This window comes from uncultured Phyllobacterium sp. (genome assembly GCF_902479695.1).
GTDB lineage: Bacteria > Pseudomonadota > Alphaproteobacteria > Rhizobiales > Rhizobiaceae > Phyllobacterium > Phyllobacterium calauticae.
On the sequence record NZ_CABSQF010000012.1, the window covers coordinates 70771 to 92106 of the forward strand.

Here is a 21336-nt window from a genome sequence, read left to right on the forward strand (position 1 = left end):
CAAGGATGCACAATGCTCGATCCCGTCATCAACTTCTTCAGCCGGATTTTCTATCTGATCGGACGTGGCATCGGCTATGCGGTCGGTATCATCCTGTGGCCGTTCCTGTGGGCAGGGCGCTGGTACACCCAGCGCGGCTGGATCCTGAAGACAGTCGTGGGTGCGATGCTCATTCTCTGGGTCGGGCTTTACGGCTATTTCTTCTGGGTCACGCAGGTCTGGACGAATTTCAATCCGGATTACGTCGCCGTCTATAATTTCGACAAGCGTGACGTTGCCGCTGGCGAACCGGTTGCTGCGCAAGCCATGGGAACGGCGCCCAAGAGCTGCGCCCGTTCGGCCATTGTCGAAGTTACGGCTGACCTCACCGATTTCAACGTGAACCAGAATGCCTGGATTTCCTCCATGCTGCTGTTCAAGCTCGGCTTCTTCGGCATGTCATGGGACGATACGCCTTTCCTTGACAACAAGGCGGCGTTCCAGCGCGGCATCAACTCCGCCGTGCGCCGGACGGCTGTCGAGCTTGTCGACACGCTTGGCCGTATCCGCGGCACATCGCAGATCGACAATGATCTGCAGAAGGCCCGCGGCAATCTGCAATTCACCGAGGATGCATGGTATTTTGGCCTGAACCCCTTTGGCCCCAAGACCCCGACCCCGAGCTATTACCGTTCGGCGGTCAAAGACCTCAGGACTTTCAATTCGAAGCTTGAAGCCTGCAATGCCGTATTCGATGCGCGTGCCGACAATCTCATGCAGTTCATCGACCGTATTGCCAATGATATCGGCTCCACCTCCGCCATCCTGAAGGATCGCTCGGAGAAGAACAATTATGGCTGGTTCGATACCCGTGCGGATGACCGGTTCTGGTTCGCCTATGGCCAGCTCTACGCCTATTACGGCCTGATGAATGCGGCAAAGGTCGACTTCAAGCAGGTCGTGCAGCAGAAGAACCTGGCCCCCCTATGGGATGGCATGGACGGACAGCTCCGTTCGGCACTCAACATAACGCCATGGATCATCGCCAATGGCAGCGAGGGCGGTTGGTTGTTGCCCAACCATCTGACAACCATGGGTTTTTATATCCTGCGCGTGCGTTCCAACCTGATCGATATCAAGCAGGTGCTGCAGCAATAAGTGGACTTGGGCGGGTAAAATGCTATATTTAGCCTTGGAGTGAGGGCGAGCTTTCGCCCACCCTCGTTCCTGGTTACATGAATTGGATCCGGAGGATCACTTGCCAGCGATTCCGGATCCTTTTCATTTCCAGGGTGATGCTGAAGGGTTTAAACCACATCGCTCCACCTCCAAGTTTGAGAGCATGGCTGATGCCGCAGCCGGAGCAGCCCATCTCCTCCGATACACCGCTGGCCCGGTGCTGTTGCTTTTGCCCTCAACACATCCATTGATGACGAAGTGCGACCGCTTCGGCAACGAACGGGGAGTTGTGTCGCAATAGGTATCCAGTTGCAGGTCGATCAAACCGGCAGGTATGTGGTTTCCTTGACTTTTTTGGCAACGAGGGCGGATGGTCGTTGTCCAACCACCTGACAACCATGGGTTTTTATATTCTGCGCGTGCGCTCCAACCTGATCGATATCAAGCAGGTTCTGCAGCAATAAGTAGACTTGATCGGGTAAAATGCTATATTTGGCCTTGGAGTGAGGGCGAGCTTTCGCCCACCCTCTTTCCTGGCTACTTGAAAAGAACCCGGATAGTGACTTGCCAGCCAGTCCGGGTTTTTTTCATTTCCAGGGTGATGCTGAAGGGCTTAAACCACATCATATCACCTCCAAGATTGAGAGCATGGCTGATGCCGCAGCCGGAGCAGCCCATCTCCTCCGATACACCGCTGGCCCGGTGCTGTTGCTTTTGCCCTCAACACGTCCATTGATGATGAAGTGCGACCGGTTCGGCAACGAACGGGGAGTTGTATGGCGATAGGTATCCGGTTGCAGGTCGGTCAAACCGGCAGGTGGGTGGTTTCCTTGACTTCCTCCATGACGGCATAGGTATGCGTCTCGCGCACGCCCGGCAGCGACAGCAGGGCATCGGAGAGAAAGCGGCGGTAGTGCTCCATGTCCGCGACGCGCGCCTTGATCAGGTAGTCGAAACCACCGGCGACCATGTGGCATTCCATCACGTCGGGGTTGCGCCGTGTCGCTGCCGCAAAGGTGGCAAAAACATCCGGGGTGGTGCGGTCCAGCTTGATTTCCACGAAGACCAGCATTGCGCGGTCGAGCTTTTTCGGCGACAGTCTGGCGGTATAACCAAGGATATAGCCGTCTCTTGTCAGGCGCTTGACCCGTTCTGTGGTCGCCGTTTGCGAGAGGTTGATACGCTCGGATAACTCGGTGTTGGAGAGCCGCCCGTCCTTCTGCAGCTCGCGCAAGATGCGCCGGTCAAGGCTGTCCAGGTTTTTCATCTCTAAAATACCCCATATTTTTAGTTTTTTGCGCTGCTTTGTGAGCGTTCATTGGTGAGAAGAACCAAGTGGAATAGATTATATGGGAAAAATCAATAAGGGGAAGCCTGATGACCAGACCATTGCCGTCTTCAAACGATTTTACTGCGCCATATGCTGTCGATGATCAGCAACTGGTGGCATCCTTGCTGAAAACCATCGCCCTGCCGGAAGACGTCAACCGCCGTATCGATGCACGTGCCAGCAAATACATCGCCACGATTCGCAAGGAAGCGAGTGGTATCGGCGGTGTCGAGGATTTCCTGCGCGAGTATGGCTTGTCCACCCGTGAAGGGCTGGCGCTGATGGTTCTCGCCGAAGCCCTGCTGCGCGTGCCGGATGCGGCAACGCAGGACAAGCTGATCGAGGACAAGCTGAAGCAGGGCAAATGGTCGGAGCACGAGCCGAGCGGCGATACGTGGTTTGTATCGGCATCGGCCTGGGCGCTCGGCCTTTCCGCCAAGGTGATCAAGCCGGGCGAGACGCCGGAAGGGGTGATTTCCTCGCTGGTCAAGCGTATCGGCCTTCCTACGGTCCGCACCGCCACCAAGCAGGCCATGCGTTATCTCGGCCACCATTTCGTTCTCGGCGAAACCATCAAGGATGCTCTGAAGCGCGCTGCTTCCAACGAAGCCAAGGGTTATCGCCATTCCTTCGATATGCTGGGTGAGGGTGCCCGCACACGCAAGGACGCGCGCGGCTATTTCAAATCCTATTCCGATGCCATCGACGCGATCGGCCGGGCCACGGGTAACAAGAAGCTGCCGGACCGCATGGGCATTTCCGTCAAGCTCTCCGCCCTGCATCCGCGTTATCTCGCCACGCATCATGATCAGGTCATGGCCGAACTGGTGCCGGACCTCCTGGCATTGGCGCAGAAGGCCAAATCCTACGATCTCAATTTCACCGTCGATGCCGAAGAAGCCGACCGGCTTGAGCTGTCGCTGGATGTCATCGACCGCGTCTTTGCCGATCCGTCGCTGGATGGCTGGGACGGGTTCGGACTGGCCATTCAGGCCTATCAGAAGCGTGCGCTTGAGGTGATCGACCACATCGACCGGTTGGCGGCGCGCCACAACCGCAAGATGATGGTGCGTCTGGTCAAGGGAGCCTATTGGGATACGGAAGTGAAGCGGACGCAGGAGCGCGGTCTGCCCGATTACCCGGTGTTCACCCGCAAGCCTGCAACCGATGCGTCCTACATGGCCTGCGCCAAGCGCATGCTGGACGCCCGGCCCCGCATATTCCCGCAGTTTGCCACCCACAATGCGCTGACGGTCGCCATGATCCTGGAAATGGCCGGCGACGACAAGACCGGTTTTGAGTTCCAGCGGCTGCATGGCATGGGTGAAAGCCTCTACAAGCAGATCACAGAAAAGGACGAGAAAATCGCCTGCCGCATCTATGCACCTGTTGGCGGCTACCGCGACCTCCTGGCCTATCTGGTTCGTCGCCTGCTCGAAAACGGCGCCAACTCGTCTTTCGTGTCGGTGGTCGGTGACAGCAATGTGCCGATAGCGGACTTGCTGGTGCGTCCGGCGGAAAAGCTCAATGACGGCAAGGGCTATCGCCATCCGCATATCCCTCTGCCTGCCAAAATCTACGGCAAGCGCACCAATTCGGCCGGTGTTGAGCTTGGTGACCGCAAGGAACTGGCCGCTCTCCTGAGCGGAATCGCCAAGGCATCGCGCGCAGTCAGCGCTGTGCCGCTGATTGACGGTGTAAAAGCTTCGGGCAAAGTCCAGAACGTGATTTCCCCTGTAAATGGCGCGGCTGTTGGTACGGTTGTGTTTGCGACCGCCGATGAAGCGGCAAAAGCCGTTGGCATTGCCAAAAAGGGCTTTGTCTCATGGTCGCGCGTACCGGTTGAAACCCGTGCGAAAGCCTTGGAAAAGGCGGCTGATCTTCTTGAAAGCAATCGCGATCTGCTGATGGACCTTCTTTCGCGTGAAGCGGGCAAGACGCTGGATGACGGCATTGCCGAAATTCGCGAGGCAGTGGATTTCTGCCGCTACTACGCTGCCGAGGCGCGCCGTCAGTTTGCAACCGACAAGGCCATGCCCGGCCCGACAGGCGAAGACAACAAGCTGCGTCACCGCGGTCGTGGCGCCTTCGTCTGCATCAGCCCGTGGAATTTCCCGCTGGCGATTTTCCTGGGTCAGGTCACGGCGGCCCTTGCTGCGGGGAACACCGTGGTGGCGAAGCCAGCGGAACAGACGCCGCTGATCGCCTATGAAGCCATCCGGCTTCTGCACGAAGCGGGCGTGCCGAAAGATGCCGTACTCTATGTTCCCGGTGACGGCTCGGTGGGTGCGGCGTTGACATCCCACGTGGATATTGCCGGCGTGGCCTTCACCGGCTCGACCGATACGGCCTGGGCCATCAACCGTACGCTGGCGGCGAAGAAAGGCCCGATTGTTCCGCTGATCGCCGAAACCGGCGGCCTCAACGGGATGATCGTCGATGCCACCGCCTTGTCGGAACAGGTTGCCGACGATGTCGTCATGTCGGCGTTCCGTTCGGCAGGCCAGCGCTGTTCTGCGTTGCGAATCCTCTACCTGCAGGAAGATATTGCCGACAACATGCTTGAGATGATCGAAGGCGCGGCACGTGAGTTGACGCTTGGCGATCCCTCGCTGGCCTCCACCGATATCGGCCCGATCATCGATCAGGCGCAGCGCGACATGCTCGCGGCCCACATTGCCGCGATGCGAAAGAGCCAGAAGGTTCGCTATGCCGGTACTGCACCGGACGAAGGCCTGTTCTTTGCACCGCATATCGTTGAACTCAATCATGCGGAAGCATTGGAGAAGGAGGTGTTCGGGCCGGTTCTGCACGTGGTGCGCTGGAAGGCCAAGGATCTCGACAAGGTGCTCGACCAGATCGCCTCGACCGGGTACGGCCTGACCTTTGGTCTGCATACACGCATCGAAGCAACAGTTGCCAAGGTCATCGACCGGCTCGATGTCGGCAATGTCTATGTCAACCGCAACACGATCGGCGCGGTTGTCGGGACACAGCCCTTCGGCGGTTCGGGTCTTTCCGGTACAGGTCCCAAGGCAGGCGGGCCGTCATACCTGACACGTTTTGCGCTGGAACAGGTGGTCTCGGTCAATACGGCCGCAGCCGGGGGCAATGCCAGCCTGATCGCGATGGGCGAATAAGCGGGAAAACCGCCGAAAAGAGATGTGCAACTGGGGATAGTGGGCTGCTCACTATCCCCATTTCGCTTCTGCGATGCTATTTGGCGTATCTACGCGAGTGGAACGAATTTGACATTCGCACCCCATTTGACATCACGCGGAACATGCGAATGTCAAATTCAAAGTTCCACTGGAGTCACATACTTGCTAGTGGTCCTTTGATTCTGACATTTGCCTCCATGGCTTGTATCAAAGGGATGCAAATGTCAGAATCGGACCACTAGGGGAGGACATGCCGATGGCTGTCGTTAAGTCCGATATTGAGATCGCCCGCGCTGCAACCAAGAAACCGGTTTTCGAGATAGGTGCAAAGATTGGCATTGCACCGGAACACCTCGTTCCCTACGGGCATGACAAGGCAAAACTCTCGGCGGAATTCATCCGCTCGAAGCGTGGTGCTCCGGATGGCAAGCTGATCCTCGTGACGGCGGTCAGCCCGACACCGGCCGGCGAAGGCAAGACGACGACGACCGTCGGTCTCGGCGATGGTCTCAACCGCATCGGCAAGAGCGCGATTATCTGCATCCGCGAGGCGTCGCTCGGACCCTGTTTTGGCGTGAAAGGCGGCGCCGCCGGCGGCGGCTATGCGCAGGTCATCCCGATGGAAGACATCAACCTGCATTTCACTGGCGATTTTCACGCCATCACCGCGGCGCACAATCTGCTGGCAGCGCTGATCGACAATCACGTCTATTGGGGGAATGAACTCAACCTCGATACGCGCCGCGTGACCTGGCGGCGGGTGATGGACATGAACGACCGCGCGCTGCGCGACATCGCGTCTTCGCTGGGCGGCGTGGCCAACGGCTTTCCGCGGGAGTCGGGGTTTGACATCACGGTGGCGTCGGAAGTCATGGCCATTCTCTGCCTTGCAACCGATCTCGAAGATCTCGAGCGGCGGCTGGGCGATATCATTATCGGCTATCGTTTCGACAAGACCGCTGTCTATGCCCGAGATCTGAAGGCCGACAAGGCGATGGCCGTCCTCCTGAAGGATGCCATGCAGCCCAATCTGGTGCAGACGCTGGAAAACAATCCGGCCTTTGTGCATGGCGGCCCCTTCGCCAATATTGCCCACGGCTGCAACTCCGTCGTTGCCACGACGACCGCGCTCAAGCTTGCGGATTACGTGGTGACGGAAGCCGGTTTCGGTGCCGATCTCGGCGCAGAGAAATTCTTCAACATCAAATGCCGCAAGGCGGGATTGAAACCGGCCGCCGCCGTCATCGTTGCCACGGTCCGCGCCATGAAGATGCATGGCGGCGTTGCCAGGGACGATCTCGGTCTTGAGAATGTTGCTGCGGTGAAGGCGGGCTGTGCCAATCTTGGCCGCCACATGGAAAATGTGCGGCAGTTCGGTGTGCCTGTTGTCGTGGCGATCAATCATTTCAGCGCCGATACCGATGCCGAGATCGAAACCGTGAAGAACTTCGTTGCGGCCCATGGCGCGCAAGCCATCCTGTGCAAACACTGGGCGCTGGGATCGGCCGGGATCGAAGAGCTGGCGCACAAGGTGGTGTCTCTCGCCGAGAGCGGTTCGGCCCAGTTCTCGCCGCTCTATGAGGATGAGCTCTCCCTGTTCGACAAGATCGAGACGGTGGTCAAGCGCATCTATCGCGGTGCGGAGGCGGATGCCGATGCCAGCGTGCGGGAGCAGTTGCGGCAATGGGAGGCCGCCGGATACGGCCATCTTCCCGTCTGCATGGCAAAGACGCAATATTCGTTCTCGACGGATTCGCACCTGCGCGGGGCACCGGTCAATCATGTGGTGCATGTGCGGGAGGTGCGCCTTTCGGCTGGCGCCGGTTTCGTCGTCGCGATCTGCGGTGAGATCATGACCATGCCGGGTCTGCCGAAATCGCCTTCGGCCGAACGCATTCATCTCAACGCGCAAGGTTTGATCGAAGGGTTGTTCTGAGCGATTTTCAGGCCGGTGATTTTTGCTGTTGCAAGCGCCGCCGCGTAACGCTAACAATCACCGCCATGAACACGCGCGTTATTATGTCAAATGGCTGGTGGTGGGCTCGCTGATCGCGGCCACGCAGCCTTTTGCACGCACGTAAAGGGATCAGGGCCGCAACGGGTTTTCCGGGCGGCCTTTTTGTTTGACCGCCAGAAGCCCGCAAAGCCAAATGCAACGGAGTGGAAATGATGATGCATAGAATTGAGGGCGACGTGGAAATATTCGACACGGCAGGCGGTGTTACCATCTCCCGGTCACGCATTGCGACTGCCTATGCGAGCGCTATCGACAGCTATGTCGACGGGCTGGATGAACGGCGCGGGGCAGTTTTCTCGTCCAATTATGAATATCCCGGCCGTTACACGCGATGGGATACGGCCATTATCGATCCTCCGGTTGTCATCACCTCCAACGGCCGGCATATGACGATCGAGGCGCTGAACAAGCGCGGTGAAATCCTGTTGCGCCCGATCCACAAAGCGGTTTCGGCCCTTGCCGAAGTGTCGATTTCCGCTGCGGGCGCAACGAAGCTCGACCTTGAAATCGCCCTGCCGAGCCGTCCGTTCACCGAAGAAGAACGCTCGCGCATCCCGTCGGTTTTCACGGTGTTGCGCGGCATCGTCGCCCTGTTCTTCAGCGAGGAGGATGCCAATCTCGGCCTGTATGGCGCGTTCGGCTATGATCTCGCGTTCCAGTTCGATCCGATCCAGTACAAGTTGAAGCGGCCGGATGACCAGCGCGACATCGTGCTCTACCTCCCGGACGAAATTCTGGTTGTCGATCACCACGCCGCCAAGGCATGGCTCGACCGGTATGAATACGCGTTCGAGGGTGCTTCCACGGAAGGCCTGTCGCGCGAAACCGAAGCCAGGGCATTCAAGCCGACGAGCACGATTCCGGGTCGCGGCGACCACAATCCCGGCGACTATGCGGAACTCGTCAAGAAAGCCAAGGAAAGCTTCAAGCGCGGCGATCTCTTCGAAGTGGTGCCGGGCCAGACATTCTACGAGCGCTGCGAGACCAAGCCTTCGGTCATTTCCCGCCGTCTCAAGGCCATCAACCCGTCGCCCTATTCCTTCTACATCAATCTGGGCGACAATGAATATCTCGTCGGCGCTTCGCCGGAGATGTTCGTGCGCGTGGTTGGCCGCCGCATCGAGACCTGCCCGATTTCGGGAACGATCAAGCGCGGCGAGGATGCGATTGCCGATGCCGAGCAGATCATCAAGCTGCTCAATTCCAAGAAGGATGAGTCCGAACTCACCATGTGCTCGGACGTGGACCGCAATGACAAGAGCCGGGTGTGCGAGCCGGGTTCCGTGCGCGTCATCGGCCGCCGCCAGATCGAAATGTATTCCCGGCTCATCCACACCGTGGACCATATCGAGGGCCGTCTGCGCGAGGATATGGACGCCTTTGACGGTTTCCTGTCGCATGCATGGGCCGTGACGGTGACGGGAGCGCCAAAGCTCTGGGCCATGCGCTTCATCGAAGAGAACGAGCGCAGCCCGCGCGCCTGGTACGGCGGTGCCATCGGCATGGTCAACTTCAATGGCGATATGAACACCGGCCTGACCCTGCGCACCATCCGCATCAAAGACGGTATCGCACAGGTGCGGGCGGGAGCAACGCTGCTGTTCGATTCCATTCCGGAAGAGGAAGAGGCGGAAACCGAACTCAAGGCTTCCGCGATGATTGCGGCGGTGCGCGAGGCGCACAAGAGCAATATCCCCGTGGAAGAACGTGCCGTTGCGCGGGTCGGCGAGGGGCTGTCGATCCTGCTCGTCGACCACGAGGATTCGTTCGTCCATACGCTCGCCAATTATTTCCGGCAGACGGGCGCCACCGTGACCACCGTTCGCACGCCGGTGCCCGATGAAATCTTCGACCGATTAAAGCCTGATCTGGTGGTGCTTTCGCCGGGGCCGGGCACGCCGGAGGATTTCGACTGCAAGGCAACGATCAAGAACGCACGCAAGCGCGACCTGCCGATCTTCGGTGTCTGCCTCGGCTTGCAGGCGCTGGCGGAAGCCTATGGCGGCACGCTGCGGCAGCTGCACGTTCCGATGCATGGAAAACCGTCACGTATCCGGATTACAAAGCAGGGCAGGATTTTTTCGGGCCTGCCCAAGGAAATCACGGTTGGCCGGTATCACTCGATCTTTGCCGATCCGGTGCGCTTGCCGGATGAATTCGTTGTAACGGCGGAGACCGAAGATGGGGTCATCATGGCCTTCGAACACAAGAGCGAACCGATTGCGGCGGTGCAATTCCATCCGGAATCGATTATGACCCTCGGGCATAATGCGGGCATGCGCATGATTGAAAACATCGTGGCGCACCTGCCGCGCAAGGCCAAGGAGCGAGCTGCCTGATGGAAGGTGAAAACGTCGTCCAGCGACTGGCATTCTGGTCGATTTTCGTCGGCATGGGCGTGCTGGCACTGAAATATGCCGCCTATCACGTCACCGGTTCCGTTGCGCTCTACTCCGACGCACTGGAATCGATCGTGAATGTCGTGGCGGCGCTTGCCGCCTGGTGGGCGATCCGTGTCAGCCACAAGCCAGCCGACCAGAATCACCCGTTCGGGCACCACAAGGCCGAGTATTTTTCGGCGGTGCTCGAGGGCGTGCTGATCGTCGTGGCGGCGCTCTTGATCCTGCGGGAAGTCTGGTCCGCCTGGGAGATGCCCAAGGTCATGGAGGAACCATGGCTGGGTCTGGCGATCAATGGCGGTGCCTCGCTCGTGAACGCCCTGTGGGCCACGCTGCTGATCAGCCGTGCCCGCCGCTACAAATCGCCGGCTTTGCTGGCGGACGGCAAGCACATCATGACCGATGTGGTCACCTCCATCGGTGTGTTCATCGGTCTCGTCGGTGCCGTGATCACCGGCTGGACGTTCCTCGATCCGCTGCTTGCGGTGATCGTTGCGCTCAACATTCTCTGGCAAGGCTGGAGTGTGATCGGGTCGTCCGTGCAGGGCCTGATGGATGTGGGTGTTCCCACCGAGGAAACCATGCGCATCCGCGACATCATCTCGGCCAATGCCGGCGGTGCGCTGGAGGTGCATGACCTGAAGACGCGCATTGCCGGGCGGGTGACGTTCATCGAGTTTCATCTGGTCGTACATGCCAGCATGAGCGTCGGCGACGCCCATGTCATCTGCGACCGGATGGAAAATGCGCTGATGCAGCAGATTCCCGATTCGAGTGTCGTCATTCACGTCGAACCGGAAGAAGAGGCCAAGCTGCCGATCGGCACGGCTGCCGTTCCCTTCGCCTGACATGTCATACCGCCGCATTGGAGAAACCGGTGCACGGCAGCAACATTTGTCACGCAATGTTTCGAGCTGTCATGATTTTGTTACAATTATATTGACATAGCAGAGCCGCTGAATGACACCATCATCAAGCAAGGCAACTTCTCCATCAATGATGCAGCGCCGGGGGCGTCAGTCAGGGGACACAGGATTTGGCGGCAAGCATCCATTCTCCAGGGAATCGAGCGCCGAAAACGCAGGCAGCGCCGGGCGGACAACCGCGGCTGTTTACAAAATTAGTTAACCTTCAACTGTCAGGATTAACTTATGGGTAAACCGACCCTCTACGCACTTCTCGCCGGACTTTCATTGATCGCTGCGGCCTATCCCGCCAGCGCACGGATCATCATCGACTGTGAGAAGCCGGCGGCAGCGAAGGTACCGGCCCCGGCGAACCCGGTTGATCCGCTTGCGGTTACCGGTAAAACTAGCACGGCCGCCTGCGGGCAGAAGCTGCAGGCAGTGGTGCCCGCGCCAGAGAAGGCGCAGCCCATCAATATCGTTGCAACAGGCGGTGCAGGCATGTTGAAAAAGGCAGTCAAGGGCGAGATTCTTCCACAGGGCGAGAGCGCGCTGCGGGACGATCTTGCGTTCAAATACCGGCTCTACCGGCCGGATGAGCCCAATGGCGATGCGATGGTTCTCCTGCACGGTTCGGGCCAGGACGAAACCAGCCTTGTTTCCCTCGCCACCAAGATCGCGCCGCATGCGCTTCTGCTCGCCGTTCGCGGCCGGATCATGCAGGATGGCACCAGCCGGTGGTACCGCCGTCTGACGGCGGTCAGCTTCGACCAGAAGGACATTCACGTCGAGGCCAAGGCCTTCGCGGGTTTCCTGAAGCAGGCGACGGAGAAGTACAAGATCGATCTCAACCGCACGACATTCCTCGGCTATTCGAACGGCGCCAATCTGGTTGGCGCGGTGATGATGCTCTATCCGGATATGGTCAAGCAGGCGGTGCTGCTGCGCTCCATGCCGGTGCTGACGGAAAATACCGATGCCAATCTCGCGGGTGCGCGGGTCCTGACGGTTTCCGGCGTTGCCGACCAGACCTATGCGCCGTTCGCACCGGCGCTTGCGACCCTGCTGCGCGCGCACGGGGCAACGGTCGAGGCGAAGTCGATCAAATCCGATCATGGCCTCGGTAATGACGACGTGCGGGTTGTCAGCGAGTGGCTTTCGGGAACGAGCGCCGAGTTGAAGAAGAACTGAGTTCCCTGCGAACACCTCTTGCATCCGGCCGGACAGTCGTTTAATTGTCTGGCCCATGGAAACGCGCCAGACACATTTGTCGTCTTTTGCCAAATCCGCTTTTGCGGGTTTGACCAGCCGCGCCTATCTCCTTCCGCTTCTTCTCGACCTTATCGGCGATCGCCGGGCTCGTTGAGAGGAGCGTCCGGCGGTCGAAAGTGCCGCCAGGCTTTTTGCTCCTTACCCCTTTACAAGACCATTCCAACGCTTGAAAAAGTGCCGCACGAGCGCCAGAGATGCGCAGACGGCCGGAAACGAGAAGCAAATGACCGATATGACCGCTCCCCGCACCATGGGCATGCCCGATGCTCGCAAGAAATATGAACCTTATCCGCTGGTTGATCTGAAGGACCGCCAATGGCCGTCCAAACGCATCGAAAAGGCACCGATCTGGTGTTCCGTCGATTTGCGCGATGGCAACCAGGCATTGATTGACCCGATGGGCCACGACCGCAAGGTGCGGATGTTCGCCTTGTTGCTCGACATGGGTTTCAAGGAAATCGAGATCGGCTTTCCCTCGGCGTCGCAGACGGATTTCGACTTTGCCCGCTGGTGCGTCGAGGAAGGCAATATTTCCGACGATGTCTCCCTGCAGGTTCTGGTGCAGTGCCGTCCCGAATTGATCACCCGTACCTTTGAATCGCTGCAGGGCGCGACCAAGCCGATCATCCATTTCTACAACTCGACCAGCGAATTGCAGCGCCGGGTTGTGTTCAACAAGGATGTCGGCGGCATCAAAACCATTGCCACCGATGCGGCCAAGATGATCACCGACATGGCGGCAAAGGCCGGCGGCGGTTTCCGCTTCGAATACTCGCCGGAAAGCTTTACCGGAACGGAACTCGACGTGGCGCTGGAGATCTGCAATGCGGTCACGGAAATCGTCAAGCCGACCCCTGACAACAAGCTGATCATCAATCTGCCGTCGACGGTCGAGATGTCGACGCCGAATGTCTATGCGGACCGCATCGAGTGGATGTGCCGCCAGCTCGACAACCGTGAAAACCTGATCATTTCATTGCATCCGCACAATGATCGCGGAACGGGTATCGCCACGACGGAACTCGGCCTGATGGCCGGTGCCGACCGTGTTGAAGGCACCCTGTTCGGCAATGGCGAGCGGACGGGCAATGTCGACATCGTGACTTTGGCGCTGAACATGTTCACGCAGGGCGTCGATCCGGAAATCGACTGCTCCGATATCAACCGGATGAAGGAAGTCTACGAATATTCCAATCAGCTGGTGATTCCGGAACGACACCCCTATGTGGGCGAGCTGGTCTATACGGCGTTTTCCGGTTCGCATCAGGATGCGATCAACAAGGGCATGAAGGCGATCAAGCAGGCCAACAAGACCCTGTGGGAAGTGCCTTACCTGCCCATCGATCCGCAGGACGTCGGCCGCAGCTACGAGGCGATCATCCGCATCAATTCCCAGTCCGGCAAGGGCGGCATCGCCTATATTCTTCAGGCTGACTACGGCTTGAACCTGCCGCGCGGCATGCAGGTGGAGTTCCGTGATGACATCCAGCAGATCACTGACGAGGAAGGCAAGGAGATGCCATCCAAGCAGATCTATCAGCGATTCCTCGAGCTTTATGTGGATCAGCCCGACGCGCGCCTGAAATTTGTGGATCACCACACCTATCCCGATACGGAGCACAAGGGCATGCGCATCCTCTCGGCCGAGATCACCGATCGTGGCGAGACAAAGCGGATCGAGGGAAGGGGGACGGGCCCGGTTGACGGCTTCATCGATGCCCTGTCGCACTATCTCGGTTTCAGGCTCTCGGTCGTCAATTATTCCGAACATTCGCTCCAGCACGGTTCCGATGCGGCGGCTATCAGCTACATGGAAATCGAGCATCCGAACGGCAAGATTTTCGGTGCCGGCATCAACAAGAGCATTGTTGCCGCCTCGCTTGAGGGCATTGTCTCGGCGGCCAACCGCATCATCGGCAAATAAGCCGGACATCTGCAAAAGGCCGCTGTGAAGCGGCCTTTTTCTGTTGGGAGCGTTTCATGCACCAGTTGCACGCAATCGAGATGGGTGAGGGGAAGGGAACACCCGTCGTCTTCCTGCACGGGTTTGGCGGAACCGCCGCCGGCTGGCATGCCGTCCAAACGGCGATTTCCGCTGATCATCCGACCCTTGCATTCGATCTGCCCGGCCATGGTGCATCGCTGGATTACCCCGATGCGGTGACCGCCCGCCATTTCGCGCAGGCGGTTGTTGAGGGCCTCAACAGGCGCGATATTCCAAGGGTTCATCTGGTCGGCCACTCCATGGGCGGCGCAACCGCCGCGCTGGTTGCCGCCTTTGCCGCTGAAAAAGTGGCCTCGCTGACTTTGCTGGCTCCGGGCGGCTTCGGTCCCGATATCAATGGCCGGCTGCTTCGGCATTATGCGGCAGCCCGAACATATGACGCGCTTCAGGTGGCGTTGGAGGGCATGTTCGGCTGGCGCAATCCTGTTCCTGAAGAGATGATCCGGCGCGACGTGGACCTGCGCCGGATCCCGGGACAGATCGAACGGCTCGATGCCATTCTCGCGCGAATGATGAAAGACGGTTTGCAGGGGACCATTCCCAGAGATTTCCTGCAGGCTTTCGCCATGCCGGTCACCGTTGCATGGGGGCGGCTGGACAATGTCTTGCCGGTGTATCAATCGGAAGGGCTGCCGCCGCGTTTTTCGATACATCGTTTTGACGGGGCTGGACATATGCTGGTCGAGGAGATTCCGGGCGAGGTCATCCGTCTCATTTCGACAACTGTGCGCACAGGCTGAATTCGGACAAGTTTGTGATGCAACGACGGACGCATATTGTTAATGATGCCTTAACCCCACCTTGCCGGAAACGCCTATGAGTGAGATGCACGACAAGATCAGCCCGATGGACGCCAGGCGCAGGCTCGGCGATGCCATTCGCGGTGCGCAGGTGGCAGCGGCGGACCGCGGCGATGTCGTCATCGACATGAAGGAAGCGGATCTCGCCCGGATCGAAATCCTGGCGCAGGATCTGCAGCCGGTTTTCGACGAAGTCCCTGCCGATGACGAGCAGTGGGATTTTGCCATTTCCACCGGCTTGCAGCCGCGCCTGTGGATCGATGCCACCGCGCATGTGATGATGGGCCGGGACAGGCGCACCTATCGCTTTGTCAGGGATACAAGGCTTGGGCGGAGCGTTCTGGCAGAGTCGCCCGAGGTGAAGCCGATCTCCGACGCGGTCACCACCTACATTGCCGAGCGGATCGTCGAACGGCAGCGTATGATGGAGGGCGAACGGGTCAGCCTGCGCTCCCCGGCTGTTGCTGCGCCATCCGGCCCGGCCGAGCCCGCCCCGCAATCGGCGGCGGCACCGGCGGTCCAGTTTCGGCAGCAGCGGTCGATGGCCAATGATTTCGTCAACGCGGTCATCTGGCTGCTGATCGGTGCTTTCGCGGGTGCTGGCGCACTGCTCGCCTTTTTCTGGGACCGGCTTTCACCCTATTTCTGACGCTCAGGCGGGCGCGGAAACAGCGCCGACGTGAAGTTCGTGCTCGGCTATCGTCTCGATGGTCATGGCGGCATCCACGATGCCGCGCTCCGTCATGCGGCATGACCAGCCGGATGCCGTCTTCGCGATGGCAAAGATGTTGAAACGGGCCGCCGGCTTGTGGCCGCCGAAGCTTTGGCTGGCGGAAGGCACGCAAACAACGGGTATCTTCCAGCCGGGGCCGTCGATTGCGTAGCGTGTCGCCAGATGCGTATGGCCATGCAGGACAAGTTCCGCCCCGTGCCGCCGCACGGTCCGCTGGAACAGGCCGATGCCGAGCAGGCGCTTGTGCGATGGCGCCGCGCCGCGCACTGGCGGGTGATGGATCATGATTACCCGGAACAGGTCGCGCTTGGCGGTTTCATCGAGAATTTCGCCGAGGCGGCGTGCCTGCCGGTCGCGCAGATCGCCGGTCGCCATGAACGGTGCGGTGGCGCGGGCCGATGACACCCCGATCAGGGCGATATCGCCGCGAACCCGCAGGTAAGGGAACTCAACCGGGCGCTGTTCGGCTGCCTCGCGGTCGCCCAGCATCCATGGTGCCCAGTAGCGCCGGGTTTTTTTCAAAGCGCCAGGCACATAGGCGTCGTGATTGCCGGGGACAACGGACACGTCATGCGGATTGCCCAGGGTTTTCAGCCAGCGTTCGGCGGTCTCCAGTTCCTCATCCAGCGCCAGGTTGACGAGATCACCCGTCACCGCCAGATGGTCCGGCGCCTGCGCCTTCAGATCGGCAACCAGGGTATCGAGCGTACCGCCGGTCATCGAGCCCTTGCGGTTGGACCGCCAGTTGATATAGCCGGTGATGCGTTTTGACACGAGCTCGCGCAGGCTCAGCGCGGGCAGGGGCGACAGGTGAATGTCGGAGATATGTGCAAGACGGAACATTATTTCAGCTTTAAGAGAGTGTAGCGTAGGAATCCAGTGTTAGAACCTTTGTATCGTTACTGGGTTCCCATTTAGGACCGGTGAAATGGCTGACAAAAGCGTGAAATGGCGACATCGCCTGTTTCACACCTATTTTCTCCTGCGGCGCCCGATGACGTTGGGCGCGCGTGGCGTGATCCTCGACGAAGCGGCGCGGTCGGTCTTTCTCATCAGGCATACCTATGTGCCCGGCTGGCAGTTTCCCGGCGGCGGCGTGGAAACCGGCCATACGATCGAGCACACGCTGGCGAAAGAGTTGATGGAAGAAGGCAATATCGAACTGACGGCCAGGCCGCAGCTTTTTGCCATCTATCACAATGCGCATGCCTCAAAGCGCGACCACGTCGCGCTCTATGTCTGCCGTTCGTTCCGGCAGACCGCAGCGCGGCTGCCGGACCGCGAAATCGCCGAGGCCGGATTTTTCCAACTCGATGCCCTGCCGGAAGGCACCACCGCCGCGACGCGGCGGCGGCTGGCCGAAATTCTCGACGGCGCCGAGATATCGCTCACCTGGTGAGTTCAGAACCGGTCGCGGTCATGGGGCGCGGCAAAATCCAGCTGCGGCCCCTTGGGGATGATGCCCGTCGGGTTGATGGTTTTGTGGCTGCCGTAATAATGCGCCTTGATGTGCAGCATGTTCACGGTCCCGGCCACATCAGGCACCTGATAGAGATCGCGGGTATAGTTGGACAGGTTCGGATAGTCGGCAATGCGCTGCCGGTTGCATTTGAAATGCCCGACATAAACCGGATCGAAGCGCAGCAGGGTGGTGAACAGCCGCCAGTCCGCCTCGGTAACCCGATTGCCCGCGAGATAGCGCTGCCTGCCGAGACGCTCTTCCAGCTGGTCGAGCGTGGCAAACAGCTGGTCGAACGCTTCCCCGTAGGCTTCCTGCGTGGTGGCAAAGCCTGCGCGGTACACGCCATTGTTGATATTGGGATAGACCAGCGCATTGACGGCGTCGATCTCGCCACGCAGCGCTTCGGGGTAGAAATCCTGTGAGGCATCGCCAAAGGCATCGAACGCCGTGTTGAGCATGCGGATGATTTCGGAGGACTCGTTCGAAACAATGGTGTTCTGCTGCTTGTCCCACAGAACAGGTACGGTCACGCGGCCGGAATAGGAAGGGTCGGCGCGCGTGTAGATTTCGTGGAGCCGTTTCGAACCGAACAGATGATCCGGTGTGGCTCCATCCACGGCATGGAAGGTCCAGCCTTCGGCGCCCATGAAGTGATCGACGACCGAAACGGAAATGACATCCTCGAGCTTCTTCAACGCGCGAAAGATCAGCGTGCGGTGCGCCCAGGGGCAGGCGTAGGAAACATAGAGGTGATAGCGCCCGGCCTCGGCCTTGAAGCCGCCCTTGCCGGAAGGGCCGGCAGAGCCGTCCGCCGTCACCCAGTTGCGGAACTGCGACTCCGAACGGATGAAGCGCCCGCCGCTGTCCTTGGTGTCGTACCACTGGTCGTGCCACTTGCCGTCAATCAGAAGACCCATTTCATACTCCTTGGCTCGCAAACCTGCGTGCAACGGTAACTGCGTTTATTGCCGATTGCCTATACCTAGGGTCAGGACCCATTAATATGATCGAAATGGCGCCTGAAACGGCAAGAAGATGCGAGGAGAGATGCGGAGGGCGGGGTCTTCCCCCGGCCGAGCAGCTCGACACTGCAGCTTGCAGCCGTTTCGGCGTCCGTAGGATACGGTCCATTTGCCCGGCTACATCGTCGCAAAGGACTTGAGAATGGATAAACATTCCCATCGCCTTCGCTCCTTGTATCCAAACAAATGGCCGCGTACCATTTCGACCAGATTAATGGGTCCTGACCCTAGACACAAATGCCGTCCAAACCACCCCGGTCCAGGTGAACAGAGTGTCACTTTTTGCCATGGGCGCACGAAAATCGGTTTACGGCGGGCGGCTGAGATGCTACGCGGAAAAAAAGGAGACATTTTGTGACAGGATTCCTCTTCATCCGACGATGAAACCCGAACCGGCGCTTGAACAGCGCGGCGGACTTTCCTGTGTTGGCCAAAGGCCATTGTCTACTCCTTTATGAAGATACCCAGCATGCTGACCCATGTCGTGACCTACGCGCCGGAAGAACCGGTGCATGACGCTGCCATCGAAGACATCAACAAGGAAGCATTCGGCCCTGGCCGTTTCACCCGTGCCGCCTATCGCATCCGCGAAGGCGGTCCGCATGACCGCACCCTGTCCTTTGTCGCGCTGAACGGCGAGCATGTCGTGGGGTCGGTGCGGTTGACGCCCATCCTGATCGGCAAGACACCGGCGATGCTGCTCGGTCCGCTGGCGGTCCGGCCGGCCTGGAAGAAGCAGGGCATCGGTGCGGCGCTCATGCGCATGTCCATGGAAGCCGCACGGCTTGCCGGACACAAGCTTGTCATCCTGGTGGGCGACGAGCCCTATTATGCGCCATTCGGTTTCCGCCCCATTGTCGGGCATCAGATCGAGATGCCCGCGCCGGTCGAGCCATCGCGGTTCCTTGCCTGCGAACTCACGCCCCGCGCCCTGAAAGACGTGCAGGGCCGGGTGCGGCATGCGGGGATTGACGGTCAGTAGGCCGGTATTCACCGGCCTTCGCGGTACCACATGCTGCCAAGGACAAGGATCATTGCGGCAAGGCCGAGGAAGCCGGAGAACAGCGGCAGGCGGTTGACGCTTTTCAACACCGTTTCACTGGTTGGCCGCAAACCGATCCAGTTGTCGCCGCTCGCACTGGCAAAGCTGCGCGAGGCGACGATGCTGGGCACTTCAATCGATGTCTGGTCTGCGGTTGCCCGCAGGCGGCGGGCACCGCCGCCGGTTTCGCGGGCGAAGCCGTCGAGCTTGGCTGTCGTCGATATGTAATCGGCAAACTCCGGCGCATCGACCGGCCCGACATGGGCCAGCGTCGTCAGATCGCCAGTGGCAACCTGAAACAGGCCGATTTCCGTTGTCGGTACCGCGGCGGTGAACACGCCGGGTTCGGTCTCGGTGAGCGGGATGTCCTGTTTCTTGCCGGATGGCGTGATGATGCTGGCCTGCTGGGCGGTCTTCTTCATCGTCTGGCGGCGGATCTCGAGATTGCGGCCACTGCCCGTTGCGGTCAGGGCTTCCTCTTCCAGTTCAGGTTCCTTCATCAGCCAATGGGCAATCCGGCGGTAGAGCGCGGCATGCGGGCCGCCGCCTTCAAAGCCGCGCGCCCACAGCCAGCCCTGATCGGACAGGAACATGCCGACCCGGCCTTCGCCGATACGGTTGAGCACGAGCAACGGCTTGTCGCCGGCATTCATCACGACCGTGCCATCCGGCTTGTTGACATCGATCACGCGGAACCAGCGGCTCCACTGCGGCGGTTCCTGCGTGCTGCCTTCAAGGCCGCGCGTCACGGGATGGCGTTTGCCATCGTCGCTCAGGCGCGGATAGAAAGCTTTCTCCGTGACATCGCCCGTCGGCGTTGCCGGCAGGATGGTCAGGAGCGGCGTGTTAGCGATGGAGACATTGCCCGCATATTCGGGACCGGCGGCAATCAGCAATGCGCCGCCCTTCTGCACATAGTCGTTGATGTAGTCGTAATAGAGCAGCGGCAGCACGTCGCGGTGCTGATAGCGATCGAAGATGATGAGATCGAACTGGTCGATCTTCTCGACGAACAATTCCCGCGTCGGGAAAGCGATCAGCGACAGTTCATTGATCGGCGTGCTGTCCTGTTTTTCCGGCGGGCGCAGAATGGTGAAGTGGACGAGATCCACCGAAGCATCGGATTTCAGCAGGTTGCGCCATGTGCGCTCGCCATTGTGCGGCTCGCCGGAAACCAGCAGTACTTTCAGGTTCTCGCGGATGCCATCGACCATGGCGACGGCGCGGTTGTTGATTTCGGTCAGCTCGTTGGGAACGGCATCGACTGCCAGCTCGACAATATTGACGCCAGCGCGCGGCAGTGTCACCGCAAGCGGCATTTCCTTGCCGATGACGGCATCCTGCGACAATACCTCGTTGCCGTTCACCCGCACGGTCACGCGCGCCCGGCCGCCCTGGGGTTCACCGGCGGCCGTGACCTTGTACGTCATCTGCTGCGGTTTGCCGGTGATGCCGAAGCGCGGCGCCCGGACAAACTGGATGCGCCGGTCGATCTCGCCCGGCCTGCCGGTGATCAGGCCATGGACCGGCGCGTTGAAACCCAGCGCCGCAACATTGTTCGGGATATCGTGGATCTGCCCGTCGGTGATCATGATGGCGCCGCCGATGCGCGAGGGCGGAACATCGCGGAATGCACCGTTCATGGCCTGGAACAGCCGCGTGGCCGTGGCATCGTCGGTTTCGCTGGCGCGGTTGGTCTCGACGGTCCGCACCTCGAACTGCGGCAGGCGCGCCAGCGCGGCCTGGACCTGCTTGAGCGCCTCGGTTGTATCGGCGGTGCGGTCGCCGATATCCTGGCTCTGGCTGCGGTCGGCAATCACGGCGACGACGCTTTTGAGCGGCTCGCGTTCCTCGTTGATGACAACGGGATTGAACAGGGCCATGGCGAGCGCGGCCACGGCCAGCAGGCGGATCACGCTGCCACGCTGGCGCAGATACAGGCCGGCCAGTGCAAGCGCCAGCAAAGGCAGGAGCAGCAATGCCAGAAGTGGGGTCGAGAGCAGGGGCTGGAAGTCGAGGGAGAGATACAT

15 protein-coding genes and 1 pseudogene are annotated in these 21336 nt (G+C 59.8%); 12 read left to right on the top strand and 4 right to left on the bottom strand.

All coding sequences use genetic code 11. From position 1 onward, the window contains the following. Positions 1–12 precede the first annotated feature (12 nt). Together RDL77_RS09765 and RDL77_RS09770 are read left to right on the top strand one after the other, a co-directional pair. Positions 13–1137: a DUF2333 family protein gene (locus tag RDL77_RS09765; protein WP_288192672.1), complete on the top strand. Its 1125-nt coding sequence runs from the start codon at positions 13–15 to the stop codon at positions 1135–1137. A gap of 401 nt (positions 1138–1538) precedes the next feature. Then, positions 1539–1622: pseudogene (locus tag RDL77_RS09770) on the top strand (DUF2333 domain-containing protein); the annotation flags it as partial. A gap of 341 nt (positions 1623–1963) precedes the next feature. On the opposite strand, the gene RDL77_RS09775 reads toward RDL77_RS09770, so the two are convergent. Further along, entirely contained in the window at positions 1964–2425 is a 462-nt protein-coding gene (locus RDL77_RS09775; RefSeq protein ID WP_223612548.1) for an Lrp/AsnC ligand binding domain-containing protein, read from the bottom strand. A gap of 110 nt (positions 2426–2535) precedes the next feature. Between RDL77_RS09775 and putA the strand changes: the two genes are divergently transcribed. From putA to RDL77_RS09815, 8 genes are all read left to right on the top strand, one after another. After that, a complete protein-coding gene (gene putA / locus RDL77_RS09780; protein ID WP_288192673.1) occupies positions 2536–5628 on the top strand; it encodes a bifunctional proline dehydrogenase/L-glutamate gamma-semialdehyde dehydrogenase PutA in 3093 nt (1030 codons plus the stop codon). Between the two features lie 277 nt (positions 5629–5905). Beyond that, positions 5906–7585 carry a formate--tetrahydrofolate ligase gene (locus RDL77_RS09785; RefSeq protein WP_288192674.1) on the top strand — a complete coding sequence of 560 codons (1680 nt, stop codon included), beginning with the start codon at positions 5906–5908 and terminating at the stop codon, positions 7583–7585. A gap of 236 nt (positions 7586–7821) precedes the next feature. Beyond that, the gene (locus tag RDL77_RS09790; RefSeq protein ID WP_223612551.1) at positions 7822–10005 is read left to right on the top strand and encodes an anthranilate synthase; all 2184 of its coding nucleotides are present in this window, start codon (positions 7822–7824) and stop codon (positions 10003–10005) included. After that, positions 10005–10913, top strand: coding sequence for a cation diffusion facilitator family transporter (locus tag RDL77_RS09795; protein WP_223612552.1), 909 nt, complete (start codon positions 10005–10007; stop codon positions 10911–10913). The genes RDL77_RS09790 and RDL77_RS09795 overlap by 1 nt, the downstream gene beginning before the upstream one ends. 303 nt (positions 10914–11216) lie before the next feature. Next, entirely contained in the window at positions 11217–12161 is a 945-nt protein-coding gene (locus RDL77_RS09800; RefSeq protein WP_223612553.1) for an alpha/beta hydrolase, read from the top strand. Between the two features lie 304 nt (positions 12162–12465). Then, positions 12466–14166 (top strand): 2-isopropylmalate synthase, encoded by a 1701-nt coding sequence (leuA, locus tag RDL77_RS09805; protein WP_288192675.1) that lies wholly within the window; start codon positions 12466–12468, stop codon positions 14164–14166. A gap of 56 nt (positions 14167–14222) precedes the next feature. Continuing rightward, on the top strand, positions 14223–14987 hold the full coding sequence (locus tag RDL77_RS09810; RefSeq protein WP_288192676.1) for an alpha/beta fold hydrolase: 765 nt from the start codon (positions 14223–14225) through the stop codon (positions 14985–14987). Between the two features lie 76 nt (positions 14988–15063). Further along, on the top strand, positions 15064–15696 hold the full coding sequence (locus RDL77_RS09815; RefSeq protein WP_223612556.1) for a hypothetical protein: 633 nt from the start codon (positions 15064–15066) through the stop codon (positions 15694–15696). 3 nt (positions 15697–15699) lie between these two features. On the opposite strand, the gene RDL77_RS09820 is transcribed toward RDL77_RS09815, so the two are convergent. Continuing rightward, positions 15700–16623, bottom strand: a complete 924-nt coding sequence (locus tag RDL77_RS09820; RefSeq protein WP_288192677.1) for a metallophosphoesterase — start codon at positions 16621–16623, stop codon at positions 15700–15702. Between the two features lie 85 nt (positions 16624–16708). On the opposite strand from RDL77_RS09820, the gene RDL77_RS09825 reads away from it, so the two are divergent. Then, positions 16709–17179 (top strand): NUDIX domain-containing protein, encoded by a 471-nt coding sequence (locus RDL77_RS09825; protein ID WP_374042699.1) that lies wholly within the window; start codon positions 16709–16711, stop codon positions 17177–17179. Between the two features lie 2 nt (positions 17180–17181). Here RDL77_RS09825 and RDL77_RS09830 read toward each other — a convergent pair whose 3' ends face one another. Then, entirely contained in the window at positions 17182–18159 is a 978-nt protein-coding gene (locus tag RDL77_RS09830; protein WP_223612558.1) for a glutathione S-transferase family protein, read from the bottom strand. Positions 18160–18733: 574 nt separating this feature from the next. Here RDL77_RS09830 and RDL77_RS09835 point away from each other — a divergent pair. Then, entirely contained in the window at positions 18734–19246 is a 513-nt protein-coding gene (locus RDL77_RS09835; protein ID WP_223612559.1) for a GNAT family N-acetyltransferase, read from the top strand. An 8-nt stretch (positions 19247–19254) separates the two neighbouring features. Here the strand turns inward: RDL77_RS09835 and RDL77_RS09840 are convergent, their stop codons facing one another. Then, positions 19255–21336, bottom strand: a complete 2082-nt coding sequence (locus RDL77_RS09840) for a hypothetical protein (RefSeq protein WP_288192678.1) — start codon at positions 21334–21336, stop codon at positions 19255–19257.